The organism is Paraflavitalea soli, from assembly GCF_003555545.1.
Taxonomy (GTDB): Bacteria; Bacteroidota; Bacteroidia; order Chitinophagales; family Chitinophagaceae; genus Paraflavitalea; species Paraflavitalea soli.
The window spans coordinates 1,075,287-1,088,842 of sequence record NZ_CP032157.1 but is presented as its reverse complement, the minus strand read 5'-3'; the positions used below and the strand labels follow the sequence as shown (position 1 = coordinate 1,088,842).

The window sequence follows — 13,556 nt, the reverse complement described above, 5'->3', positions numbered from 1 at the left end:
AAAAATACCCTGTCCCCTATCCTGCTTCAATAGACAATCCGGGGGAGTTGTTGTATAAATCAACGGAAGGGGGAGAAAGAATACAGAAGACAGAATATAGAATACAGAATCCAGGAGAAATACAAAATACAGAAGACAGAAGAAGAAATACAGAATGCAGCATACTGGACATAGGAGATACAGCAAGGTTCTCCAAAAAGGCCCCGTGCAGAAGCACAGGGCCGTATACAAACAAACTACTAAAACTGCGCATTATTGGATCCTAACTGATGTAACTACGTCATTGGCTGTGGGTGATAGTCCGGGAAAGTTGGCATTGCTGCTGGTCAGCGTCCACGAGGTGCCGGTGAAATTATCATTGGAATACATGATCACTGTCCAGCCCGCGGGTATAGTAACCGACGAAGCCCAGTCGTTCACGAAACCATAGGCCTGCAACTGGGACAGGGTATAATTGCCCTTGGGAATACTACTGGTAGCCGTGCCTCCATAATTGGTATGCTGGAAGAATTTCACACCTGAAGCACCTCCGCCATTATATACTGTAGGCTGACCGTACAATACATTGGAGAAACTGCTGAGGTAACTGCTCACATCGTTGTTGGGCAAATTATAAGTAAGATAAAGACCGTAGTTATTATTGACCGTTTGTGTGGCCAGGGAAGCCGCCGTAGAAGAACTGGTAGCCGTGATGTTCACTGCTGCAGGACTGAGGTTGGCCGCCGTAAGACCAGGCACATTGGGTACAGACCAGGTGCCATAGATCGCATTCCAGCTATAGTTGACCTTGGAACCTACCGTCACACCATTGTACGAAAGGCGGGATGCAGCAGGGCCGTAATAATAGAAAGAGATGATCTTGGTGGGCATCAGGCTGCGCAAAGCGGTAACGAGGTATACAAAAGAACTCGCATTGGGCTGGCCCGTGCCATTTACGCCATAGTCGCTGTACTCGTCATCGAAATCAATACCGTCCAATCCATAGGTGTTGACGGCATTGGCCAATAGTTGGGCAAAGGCCTGAGCAGCCGCCTGGCTGGGGAAGTTACAGATACCGGCTCCCTGGTGGTTGCCCAGGATAGACAATAATACCTTGGTGCCCCTTGCCTGTACAGGCTGGATGGTGATAGCCCGGTTGTTTAATACCGTTGTTACCTGGGGATTAAAGAACAAGGTAGCAGTCTGCGTGGACGTATTGTAATTGATATTGGCTGCAAAGATGATCCCGATATCAAATAGCGGCTGACCGGTTGCCAGGGAATACTTAGCCACATTGGCAAAATCATTGCTGTTTACTTCTACATATACTATTGACTTGGGTCCGCTCACACCCACGGCATTGAGGGCTTTCTCATCATCGTTGGGAATAGCTTCCTTCTGTTGTAAGTCCTTTTTACAGGAATAAGTTAGGCATGCAATCGCTAAGAGGAGGAATACTGTGACGTTCTTTCTGTTCAGATAGAATAGGTTTACCATAATAAGTGGTTTTTAATAATAGAATAAGATACGGGGCACAGAATCACTGCATATGACCATAGGCAATACATTTTAAGGTGAAGAAAAGGGAAGCCCGGTCCCGGAGGGGGACCGGGCTTCACCTATGTTATCGCCATTCATGTTCAGGGAAAAATTGCTTGTCAGGGCTTCTTATCCCACCATACTTTGGTACCTGGATTATCAGGTCCGCCGAGGGTGGCAATAGCCTTATCGTAACCAGCTTTGTTGCTGTTCTTAAACTTAGAGGGGATGGGTAAGCGCTTGATGAAACCGGTAATGGTTCCATTGCTGTTGTTGAGCACTACCGGGAACAGTTTGGGATATCCTGTGCGGCGGAATTCGCTCCAGGCTTCCTGACCATCGGGATAAACCGCCAGCCATTTCTGCGTAATGATGCGCTCCAGCTTTTCCTCTGTACCAGCAGCGGCATTCCACTTGATGGTAATCGTGCTGAGGTTAGGATTACCGGCAGGCACATTGTTGGCGCCGGCCACTTGTGATTTGGGATCTACGTAAGGAGCCGCTTTGCTGGTGGCGTCTGCTTTATACGCAGTGGCAGAACCTGCCCCCCATTCTTCAAAAGAGCGGTCGATACCTGTTTCATAATTGGTTTGTATATCACCTGCATTGGCCCAGCCCCTCAGTGCCGCTTCTGCCTTCAGGAACCAGGCTTCCGCAGCTGTAGCGATCTTGGCTTTGCCCGCGCCTTTATCGAAATAATCGCCGTTGGCCGATTTGGCCGCTGGTTTTGAATAACCAGAGTAGCGGGCCTTGGCATCGATGGCCACACCATTCCTGATACCGATATACTGACCAGCTACCACAGCATCTGAAGCAGGCGACAGTAAGTGAGAAATACGTGGGTCATTGTACCCATTCAGGAGAGAGCTCAGTGGCGCTCCTGCACGGATATCGTCCCAGTCGTTGATGATCACACCGATGGGGCTTTCTGTACCGTAAGCTACCAGTCCATTATCACTAACGGCTGCCAGGAGACCGCCATTGGCTGGATCAAGGGCTTTTTCTCCCTGTGTTTTAGCCGTGGTGGCATCAGCATACACGATGCGCAAAGCCAGGCGTAAGCGCAGGGTATTGGCCAGGCGCAGCCATTTAGCCGGATCACCGCCATACATCATATCAGCCTTTTTGAAGGCAGTACCCACTTTCTTAGTACCGGCTACATATGGTTTTAAGTTGGCTACGGCAATATCCAGGTCAGCGAAAAATGCTTTGTAGGCATCCTGTTGTGAATCGTAATCTATAGACAGATCGGGATTCGGCTTGCCATAATGGGAATAAATGACGGGGCCAAAAATATCGGCCGCTTTGTGCATCTCAATAACGCTGAGGATTTTCGCCATGGCCGTCGCATCGGCCAGGTCGGCCGACTTGTATTCCTTGCTGTATTTTTCAAAATCGGCAGTAGCCTGCATCACACCATCATAGGCAATATTCAGCACCCACTCATTCCAGCCATCCATCATGAAGTAGTTGCCATTGTTGTTACCGCCATTAAACGGCGTAGGGCTCATCATATAGCCGCTGTAGATATCTGCATTGAGGTTTTGTTGCAGCTGGTATTCCCAGTTGACATAATGCACCAGGTTGCGCTGTCCGTTTTGCAGGGGTAGTATAACAGCCTGGAAATCGGCCAGGAAAACATCGGGTTTCACACCCGCAGGGTTGGTATTCGTTTCCTGGAAATCTTTGGCGCAGCCGGTTCCCAGCATGGCAGCAATGGCACAGGCGGCGGTTAATTTATATAGTGATGATCTTAACATGGTTTAATTCGTTTTAAGCATTTTTGAATTAGGCTTCTAAAAGCTCTTTTGGATCGGGTGAGCCGCCCTTGAAGGGCGACCCACCCTTTGACAGGCTTCGACACCCTTCGACAACCCTTCGACAAGCTCAGGGTGACATTCTTAAGGCTTCGTCAGAGTTTATCCCGCTTTGCGGGACTCAGCCTGACAATAACCTAGAAAGTACATTTAAGGCTTACACCATAACTTCTGTAAGCAGGCAGGCCAAAGGCATCGATACCTGTACCACCGGCATTTACACCAGCCACTTGTTCAGGATCGAAAGGCGCATCTTTCTTAAAGAAGAACAGGTTATTACCTATTGCAGCTACCCTCAGGTCTTTTATAACTTTACCGTTCACCGGTATCTGGTAAGTAATAGCGATCTCACGCAGCCTTACTGCCGTGGCGCTATAGGTATAAGCAGCACCTGCGGGTGTTTTACCACCTACATATTTATAGTAAGTTTGCGCATCTACTGTACCACTCCAGGCATGTCCGGCTTCATCAACCGCATTGTTGATCGTCACTGTATTGCCATTGTTCCTGGCATCTGCCGTTCTTTCACTTACACCCATCTGATCGAGATAGCCCTGTGTAATGCTCAACACTTTGCCACCAAACTTACCATCGATCAGCAGGTTGACATTAAAGCGGCCAATAGAGAAGTTATTGTTCCATCCCACAATCGCTTTGGGATTGGGATTTGCAAAAATGCTGTCTACAAAGATGGGCAGGTGGGTGGTAGCATTCACGATCGTACGGCCCTGGGCATCGGTCTTGAACGTACGTCCATACATATCCCCAAAAGAACCATCCAGCCTCAAGGCAGTATAACTGCCGCTGGCGCCCAATGTATAAATGGCATCTTTGGTTACATTGGTTACGATATTGGGATCAAACAACTCAACGATCTTATTTTTATTGTGGGAGAAATTAATGGTCGTATTCCAGGTAAACTTCTTTGAATTGAACACTTTGTACGACACAGAAGCTTCAATACCTGTGTTCTGGATATTACCTGCGTTGAAATCTGTTTTGGTATTGTATCGCTGAAGATTGATACCACTGAAGTATTGGTTGTAGGTATTCGACTTGTACCAGGTAAGATCCAATGACAGCCTGTTTTGCAGGAAGTTCCATTGTGTACCGATCTCAAAAGCTTTGCTCTTTTCGGGCTTGAGTTCCAGTCCTGGCACATCCGTGATCGGATAACTATTGGGCGGGTTGGCGATACCACCCTGGTTAAAGGTATACAGTGGATAAGTAGCAAAAGGGTTCACATCATTACCCACCTGGGCGTATGACACGCGCAGTTTGGCATAATTGACAGCCGCAGGCAGCGTGAGCAGATCACTCAGCACACCGCTAACCCCCAGGGAGAAATAATTATATCCTTTCGTCTCACTGGGTGTATAAGCCAGGGCGGAAGACCAGTCATTCCGGTCGCTGAAATCAAGGAACAACTTATTCTGATAATTCAATTGTACAGAACCAAATACTGAATTGATCCTTCTGCGTACCGGGGTACCGTTATCGGTATTGTAGTTACGCACATCGATGGTAGCTCTTTCCAGGGCTGATTCGAGGAATACGTTGGGAACCGTAGGCGTACCATTCACGGTGAGCATCGTACCCTTTTGGTCCTGGATGGCAGTACCCAGTGTGAAATTGAGGCCGAAGTCCTGGTTCAGCTGCCTGTCGCCACTCAACAATACATCACCATATAAATTGGTGGTATTGGTACGTGTAGTAAGCAGGTTTCCATTAAAGCGGGACAGGGTACCCTGTGTGGTAGCATAGATATGGCGCTCGTACTGGTTGATAAAGTTGTTGATATTACCCCTCAGTTGTACCGTAAGCCAGGAATTGAGCAGGTACTTGGCCGAGAGAGATGCATATACATTCTGGTTTTTGTTATCAACCGTATTGCGGTTCATGACCCAGTAGGGATTCTGCTGGTAATCCTGACCACCCCAGCCACCACCATTAGCCTGGTCCTTATCGTAATTGATATTCCACCAGTTTTGGGCATTGAGGTAACGGGTGGGTGAAAAATATTCGTAGTTCTTAAAGCTGTTGAAATCCAATCCGCGGGGGAAAAGATATAAACCAGTAAGCGGGTTATAATAAATACCCGGTGTGCTGCGGTTATGCGCATTCTGGATACTACCGGTAAAGGTACCATCCAACACCAGTTTATCCTGCAATAAGCGGGTCGTTTGCCGGAAAGTAATCGTATGCTGCTTTAAGGTGCTGGTAGGCAGGATACCTTTATTATCTGTATTGGAATAAGAAAGATAGTTGGAAGACTTTTCATTGCCGGTGGTGAGACCAATGCTGTTGATAAAAGTGAGGCCGGTTTGAAAGAAGTCCTTTACATAATCGCCGGAGGTATTGGCAGCACCTTTGGCGCCCCAGGAATCCTCGCTACCGGGGCTGGTAGCATCGGGGGCGGTGGACTGTTTGTAATCATACTGTAGCTTGGGCAGTACAGAAACCCTGTCGGCGGTAATGCTGCTGGAGAAGTCGAGCCGGGCGGTACCTGCTTTGCCTTTTTTGGTAGTGATGAGGATCACCCCGTTACTTCCCTGGCTGCCATAAAGGGCAGAAGCGGAAGCGCCTTTCAGCACGTTGAGTGATTCAATATCATCGGGGTTCATGGTACTAAGGATATCACCGCCATCGGGTGCGCCATTATAGAGGCCGGCATCGGGGCCACCTGTTTGGTTTACAATGGGCAAACCATCTATTACATACAGCGGCTGGCTGTTACGGGTAGATTTGTCACCGCGCAATACAATGCGCACGGAGCCACCGGCGCCGCTGGACGTACGGTTTACCTGCACGCCGGCTATTTTACCATTGAGGCTATTCAATACATTCGTACTCTTTACTGTGCTCAGCTCATCAGCTCCGATGGTTTGTGTAGAATAAGTAACCGAGCGGGCTTTGCGGGTAATACCAAGGGCGGTAACTACTACCGTTTCGAGGTTTTGCGCATCGGCTTTTAAAACAATGGTGAGGGAACTTAAATTGTCACCCAGCTTTACCGTTTGCCGGGAATACCCTGTAGAGCTTATTTCCAGGGCATCATCCTTGTCCATGACAACGAGGGAGAATTTTCCGTTATCGCTGGTAGTGGTTCCGAGGCCGCTTTTATTGCCTTTGATACTGGCCGAAGCGATCGACTTACCTAGTGAGTCGGTGACTGTGCCGGTAACCGTGCGCCCCTGTGAGAACGCCTGAGAAGCAATAAACAGGAGCAGGAAACCAAGAAGACTTTGTTTCATAAGCAATCAATTTTAGAGGTTTGATGTATAGTCCTCTCAAAAAGACGCACTACCGGAAAAACAGTACCTATTGATCTCAAAAAAAATCCTGCTTGTTTTAAAAAGAATATTGAAAACTAAAACCCACACTTCTGTAGGCAGGCAAGCCAAAAACATCGACCCCTACCCCGCCGGGATTGACACCGGCTACCAGTTCAGGATCAAAAGGCGCATCACGCTTCAGGAAAAAAAGGTTGTTGCCAATAATTCCCACGCGCATATCGCCTATTTTCTTGTTGCGGAAGGGTATCCTGTAGGCGATGGCCATTTCCCGCAGGCGAATGGAAGTGGCGCTGTACATAAAGGCTTCGGCCAGCGGCGTCTTCCCTCCAATATATTTATAATAGCGTTCCGCATCTACGCCGCCCTTCCAGGGCTGCCCCATTTCATCCACCGCATCTTTAAAGAAAACCTGTCCGCCATTATCCCGGGCTTCTCCTGTTCGCCGGCTAACGCCGAGCTGATCCATATAACTTTCGGTAACACTCAATACCCTGCCACCAAATTTCCCATCGATGAGCCAGCTAAAGGTGCAATTGCGGATGGACAGGCTGTTTTGCCAGCCAATGATCACATCGGGGTTAGGGTTGCCCAGAAATATGTCATCTACCGTGTAGGGCAAGCCGGTGGCTGCCGATACCACGATGTGACCGGCAGCATTGCGCAGGAAGCCGCTGCCATAAATATCTCCATAGGCCCCGCCCTGCTTCAATATGCCATCATACCCACCGGTGCCCCCCTGCAGCCGGTACAACTGATTGGGAGTAGTACTGGGAATAATAGCAGGATCAAACAATTCAACGACCTTATTGGTGTTGCGGGACATATTGACCGTAGTGGCCCATTCAAATCCACTGCGCTGAATGACCTTATAACGCAGGGTGGCTTCGATACCCAGGTTGCGGATATTACCGCTGTTGATATCGGCATAGCCGCCGGAGCCGAGGCCCGGAGGTAAAGCCACTCCTTTAAAATACTGGTTTACAATATTCGACCTGTACCAGGTGGCATCGAGCTGCAGCCTGTTATCAAAAGCCCTCCATTGCAGGCCAATTTCCAGTGATTTGTTTTTCTCCGGTTTCAGGCCAAGCCCCTGCACGGAAACAACCGGTGCACTTCCCGGAGGGGTACCATTGCCCCTGGTAAAAGTGTATAAGGGGTAGCTGCTGAAAGCGGCAATATCATTGCCCACCACTGCATAGGAAGCGCGGAAGCGCAGGTAATCTATAAACTGCGGCAACTGCCATACTTCGTTGACGACAACCGCCGCACCGGCCGAAAAATAATTGTATCCCTTATTGGCCGATGCGGTATAGGCCAGGGTAGATGACCAGTCATTGCGGTTAGACAGGTCGATGAACAACCTGTTCCTGAAATTAACCTGCACCGTGCCCAGCAGCGATTGCACTTCTTTCCGGGCAGGGTTGTTTGACTTCTCATCGAAGTTGCGGATATCAATGGTATTCTTTTCCAGTGCCGATTCGAGGAATACATTGGCTACGGTGGGGGAACCACTCACGGACACCATTTTTCCATCCAGGTATTGCAGCGAAGCACCGGCTGTAAAGTTGAGCTCCCAATCTTCGCTCAGTTTCTTGCTGCCGCTGAGCAACAGATCACCATAGGCGGTGGTGTTAGCCGATTTGATCGTATGCATCATACCGTTGAACCTCGACAGGGTGGCCTGGGTGGTAGCATAAATATCGCGTTCATAATCGTTGGTGAAATGATTGAAATAGCCACGGGCTTGCAGGGTAAAACCATTGTTGAAATAATATTTCAGGGAAGCAGATAACAAGGCATGCTGGTTGCGGTTGTGCGCAGTATTGCGGGCCATCACCCACCAGGGGTTTTGCTGGTAATCCTGTCCGCCCCAGCCTCCTCCATTGGCCAGGTCCTTATCGTAATTGATATTCCACCAGTTTTGGGCATAGAGATAGCGGCTGGGTGAGAAGTATTCAAAATCCCTATAGCTATTCAGATCAAAATTGCGTGGCAGGAGGTAAAGACCGGTAAGCGGATTATAATAGATACCAGGCGTGAGCCTGTTTTGAGCATTCTGAATACTGCCCAGGAAACTACCATCCACCACCAGTTTGTCGTTGAGGAATTTCCCTGTCTGCCGGAAGCAGAGGGTATGTTGTTTGAAACTACTGGAAGGTAAGATACCCTGGTTGGCGGTGTTGGAGTAAGACAGGTATTGCGAAGACCTGGCCGTGCCGCCAGTTATGCTGATGCTGTTGATAAGCGTGGTACCTGTTTGAAAAAAATTGCGCATGGCATTAGGGTCCTGCTCAGTAGCTAACTTACTGCCCCAACTGTCCTCGCTGCCGGGATTGCTGACATCGCCCGAAGCCGATTGCCCGTAATGGTATTGCACCTGTGGCAGGATGGATGGTTTTTCGAAGGTGATGCTGCTGGATAGATTAATTTTTGTTGCACCGGCACTGCCACCCCTGGTAGTGATGAGCACTACGCCATTGCTGCCCTGACTGCCATACAGGGCCGAAGCAGCGGCGCCTTTCAGTATACTTACGCTTTCAATATCATCGGGATTGATGGTGCTGATGATATCGCCGCCATCGGGCGATTCATTGTACAGCCCCGCTACCGGTCCCCCGGTAGGGTTTACGATCGGCAGGCCATCCAGTACATAGAGCGGCTGACTATTACGGGTCGATTTATCGCCCCGCAATACCACCCGTACCGATCCGCCTGCACCACCGGAAGTACGGTTTACCTGCACACCCGCCACTTTGCCCTGGAGGTTGTTGAGAATGTTGGTTTGCTTTACCGTACTGAATTCTTCTCCTTCGACCTTTTGGGTGGAATAGGTAAGCGAGCGTGTTCTGCGTGTAAGGCCCAGGGCGGTGATGGTGATCTCATCGAGGCGGTCATCTGTCTTTTGTAATTTGACCTCTACAGGAGGTGTACGATCTGATACAGAAATTACCTTACTGCTGTTGACATAACCTACAAAAGAGATCAGCAGTGTATAGGTACCTGGCGGCACATGCTCTACCAGGAAGTTGCCGCCGGTATCTGTTTGTGCGGCCCGCTTTATTTCTTTCAGCATCACCGTAGCGCCTGCGAGAGGCAGGCTGTCTTTGCCGGTGATCATGCCTTTGATGGTGAAGAGTATTTTATCATCCGACAGAGAAGCTTCTCTTTCTTTGATGACAATGATATTGTCGGTAATAACATAGGTGAACGGGAGATCCTTCAGGCAATAATCCATCACCGTTTCTACCGATGCTTCGCGTACATCGATATCGATCTTCTTATCTTTTTTGATGAGGCGGCTGTCGTAGAAAAGTGAGAGGCCACTTTGTTCCTGTACGAGGTTAAATACTTTACCAAGCGGGATACCCTTCTGCACAATAGTTATTTTCTGGGCAAAGGAGTCCAGGCGCAGTAGCAGTAGTAGTGTTGTGAGCAAAGCAAAATTGACCCGCATTCCAGCAGTTTACAAAACGAAATTCATACAGCTGGTAGCAATTTATATCTTTTGCGCCTCTTACCATAAAAAAACACCATATTTATCGCCTTCGCTGCGCCATTCAACTGGCTGATATTCTACCTGACTAAGGGTAAACCAATAAGCGATTGGCATCAATGGCACAATTGATACCACCTTCCTTCAATGCTTTGACTATTCCGGATAGCCTGGTGGCTCTTTTGATCTTTCCGTTGAACGTCCTTTTGCTAACAGTGTCTTTGTACACAATATCAACATCATACCAGCGGGAAACCTGTTGCATGATAGCCGGTATCGTAGCGTCGTTGTACTGAAAATAGCCTTCTTTCCAGGCGATGGCTTCGCTGACATCTGCCTCGGATACCAGGTTCAGCTTTTCATTGTTATTGACGAGGATGGCCTGGTTACCGGGTTTTAACAAGGCCTGGACGGCCTGTTGCTTCACCGCTACCCGGCCTTCCAGTAAGGTTGTTTTCCAGTCTTCTCCGGCATAGGAGCAAACGTTGAAATGCGTGCCCAACACCTGCACATCGGCCCGCGTGGTGCGCACTGAAAAAGGCCGGGCGGCATCCTTCGCTACTTCAAAATAACCTTCTCCTTCCAGCTCCACTACCCGCTCATTGCCCTTGAAAGCAACGGGATAACGCAGGGAAGAGGCGGCATTGAGCCATACCTGGGTACCATCGGACAGGATGAGCTGGTATTGGCCACCGCGCGGTACATCGATCTTATTGTATAAAACAGCGGCGCCTGCGATTTCCTTCGGCGCATTGTCATCAGCCAGGTAAGACACCTGCCCATCCGTGCATTTGGAGATCTGTGTACGGCCCTGGAGTGACAACAATCCTTTAGCCACACTGTCCAGGTCAACCACCGAGCCATCGGCCAGGATGAGCCTGGCTTTGTTGTTACCGGGATTTACATCGCCCCGGATGTTGCTCTCTGTATGAGTGATGGGCGGAGTCTGAGGATGTTTCTTTTGCTGTAAGAAGTAAAAGCTGATGGTAGCTACTACTGCGAGGATGGCGGCGGCAATGGCTATCTTTTTCCATAAAGCGATCAATGGCGCCTGGCGGGGCGCTGCACTTGCAGTGTAGGCAGCCAGTTTGTCGGCCGATAAGATCTGGTCGGCCAGCTGGGCTACCCGTTGCTGGCTGGGTAATACATGCTGTGTGCTTTGCGATCCCAGCACTGCTGCGATCTGGTCGGTGACCACAAAGTCCTCATCTTCCTTCAGGGCATCTGCCAGGCTACGCAGCTCGGCCTCACTGGCCTTGCCTGCCAGCGCTTTATCCAGTAAGTCCTTTAATTGAGCTTCGTTTAACATTATATGACCCTTTTTATACAGTTATAAAAGACGCTTACCTCATGGTTTGGTACCTATGAGCAGTAAAAAAAACAATAATAGCGCATAGCCTGCCTTTTCCAGGTATTCACGGATAAATTTTAAAGCCCTTACGAGTGTATTCTTGACCGATTGTTCGGATAGTCCCATTTGACTGGCAATTTCTGAAGTTTTTAGTCCTCCTTCCCTGCTCAGGCGGTATACTTTGTTTTGCTGGCCGGGCAGTTGGTCTACCGCTTTTTTAACCAGGGCTTCGGTGCTTTTGAAGGCCATTTGCATTTCCGTATCTGCCGGGTTCGTTTCTTCTGCGGGTACATTGGCCACCGCCCTGCTGTGAATGGATTGATCCCGGAGGTAAGTAAAGGCCTGAAAGTAAGCGATACGCAGTATCCAGGCCCGTGGGTTATTGATGTCTTTGAGCCTGTCGCGGTGCACCCATAACCGCAGAAAGGTTTCCTGGATGATGTCTTCTGCCACAGGGCCCGATTTGGTCACCTGCAGGATCATCGGAAAAATGACCGGCATATAATCCTGGAACAACTTACGGAAAGCAGTTTCATCCCCTTCGGCAATCCGGGCAAAGAGTATTTTTTCGTCTGTTTGTTGAGAACGGGCATCCACGGGCAGCAGTCCTTATTTGCAATTAAAAATAGCTAATCCTCTCTTTATTACCGCCTTTTACTGGCCAGGTATTTTCTGACAGGAATATCATAGTATTTCATGACGAGCCAGGCAATGCCAACCAAGAGAATGGTTCCTCCGGATATGACGAGGGCCAGCTCTTTGGTACCTGGCTTGTGGGTAATGAGGTAGTTGCCAAATATCCAGATAACTGAATAGTGCGTCATGTACAGCGGGTAGGATATTTTTCCTGAAAAGACACAGAGCTTTTTAAATCCGGGCACCAGCGTGGCGCCCGCCCCCAGTGATACCAGTAGAGGGAAATAGAAGAGTACTACCAGGGCTTCTACCAGCCAGTTGGCCTTAAAGACGGGCATCACAAAAGCCAATAGCAAGAGGATGGACAGACCAATAAAACCGAGTTTGTTCTTAATGATCCAATTGGAACGGAAGATGAGCATACCTGCCAGGAAGGAGTAAGCTACGCGGGCGCCGCCATCCCAAAAGTTGTCCCTGCCCCAGCCACCCATCAGGTTGCCTGCCCGGTAACTGACAAAGCAAATACCAGCGCCTGCCAGGATGGTTAAAGCGATCAATACCCGACGACCAATCCTGTGCAGTATAAAAGCATACAGGATATTGGCTATATACTCCCAAAACAAAGACCAGGCGGGGGCATTGAAACCAAACTGATTGAAGCCCCGGTCTTCCATAATGGGCATGGGAATGAGGAACAGCGAGCAAAGCAATAGCAGGATCAACTTACCGGCGCTGTACAAACCCGGCTGGGTGGCAAAGGGATCGAACAGGAAAGCCAGTAAACCTAATACGGTGCCCAGGATAACCAGCGGGTGTAGCCTGATAAGCCTTGATTTGAAAAACTCCAGCACGCCCATTGGTCCGATGCGATTATCATAAGCATAAGCGATCACAAACCCTGATAAACAGAAAAAGAAGTCTACGGCTAAAAAACCGTGGCCGATGAAGTTCTTGCTGTAGTCCGTGAATACCCATTCCATGAAATGAAACACCACTACGCCCAGGGCTGCTACCCCTCGCAGTCCGTCGAGGATCTCAAAATGCTGTTTGGATTGCAGGATGCCCGGACTTAGTTTTTCCTTGCTCATGGGTGTTGAATAATGCCAAATACAAACAACGCGCTGCTGACTGGTCTATTTGCAATGACGGGTATAAAAATAAAGGGACAATGTTAGCGCTACTTTGTCATAATCAATGCCCTATCATAAAAAAAGGCAAAAACGGGCGCCCATTCCCGGCACGGCAACCGGGCTGTTTTGTAGTAAAAAAACAGATGGCTACCAGCTTATAGGCAGGCTGGTTCTAGCTTAAAGGCCTAAACAGGGCCTTGTAATTGCACTGATATAGGCTAATAATTGCACTGTACCGTAGGTATCAGTGCAAGTCTTAAAGCTAATTAGTGCAATTATGACAGGCTATTTAGGCCATATGCAGTGGATGTGACA

General features: G+C 49.0%; 7 protein-coding genes. All 7 read right to left on the bottom strand.

Annotated features, from left to right (window positions below; genetic code table 11):
• Positions 1–252: 252 nt before the first annotated feature.
• The gene (locus D3H65_RS04135; RefSeq protein WP_119049049.1) at positions 253–1,476 is read right to left on the bottom strand and encodes an endo-beta-N-acetylglucosaminidase H; all 1,224 of its coding nucleotides are present in this window, start codon (positions 1,474–1,476) and stop codon (positions 253–255) included.
• 161 nt (positions 1,477–1,637) lie between these two features.
• The gene (locus D3H65_RS04130; RefSeq protein WP_119049048.1) at positions 1,638–3,278 is read right to left on the bottom strand and encodes a SusD/RagB family nutrient-binding outer membrane lipoprotein; all 1,641 of its coding nucleotides are present in this window, start codon (positions 3,276–3,278) and stop codon (positions 1,638–1,640) included.
• Positions 3,279–3,472: 194 nt separating this feature from the next.
• Positions 3,473–6,589, bottom strand: coding sequence for a SusC/RagA family TonB-linked outer membrane protein (locus D3H65_RS04125; protein ID WP_119049047.1), 3,117 nt, complete (start codon positions 6,587–6,589; stop codon positions 3,473–3,475).
• Positions 6,590–6,686: 97 nt separating this feature from the next.
• Positions 6,687–10,085, bottom strand: a complete 3,399-nt coding sequence (locus D3H65_RS04120) for a SusC/RagA family TonB-linked outer membrane protein (RefSeq protein ID WP_119049046.1) — start codon at positions 10,083–10,085, stop codon at positions 6,687–6,689.
• Positions 10,086–10,212: 127 nt separating this feature from the next.
• Positions 10,213–11,433: a FecR family protein gene (locus tag D3H65_RS04115; RefSeq protein WP_119049045.1), complete on the bottom strand. Its 1,221-nt coding sequence runs from the start codon at positions 11,431–11,433 to the stop codon at positions 10,213–10,215.
• A gap of 39 nt (positions 11,434–11,472) precedes the next feature.
• On the bottom strand, positions 11,473–12,072 hold the full coding sequence (locus D3H65_RS04110) for an RNA polymerase sigma factor (RefSeq protein ID WP_119049044.1): 600 nt from the start codon (positions 12,070–12,072) through the stop codon (positions 11,473–11,475).
• Between the two features lie 47 nt (positions 12,073–12,119).
• The gene (locus tag D3H65_RS04105; RefSeq protein WP_119049043.1) at positions 12,120–13,199 is read right to left on the bottom strand and encodes an acyltransferase family protein; all 1,080 of its coding nucleotides are present in this window, start codon (positions 13,197–13,199) and stop codon (positions 12,120–12,122) included.
• Between the last annotated feature and the right edge of the window lie 357 nt (positions 13,200–13,556).

Coding starts and splice junctions, on each gene's coding strand:
- D3H65_RS04125 (WP_119049047.1), bottom strand. CDS start 6,589: ATGAAACAAAGTCTTCTTGGTTTCCTGCTCCTGTTTATTGCTTCTCAG.
- D3H65_RS04105 (WP_119049043.1), bottom strand. CDS start 13,199: ATGAGCAAGGAAAAACTAAGTCCGGGCATCCTGCAATCCAAACAGCAT.
- D3H65_RS04120 (WP_119049046.1), bottom strand. CDS start 10,085: ATGCGGGTCAATTTTGCTTTGCTCACAACACTACTACTGCTACTGCGC.
- D3H65_RS04130 (WP_119049048.1), bottom strand. CDS start 3,278: ATGTTAAGATCATCACTATATAAATTAACCGCCGCCTGTGCCATTGCT.
- D3H65_RS04135 (WP_119049049.1), bottom strand. CDS start 1,476: ATGGTAAACCTATTCTATCTGAACAGAAAGAACGTCACAGTATTCCTC.
- D3H65_RS04115 (WP_119049045.1), bottom strand. CDS start 11,433: ATGTTAAACGAAGCTCAATTAAAGGACTTACTGGATAAAGCGCTGGCA.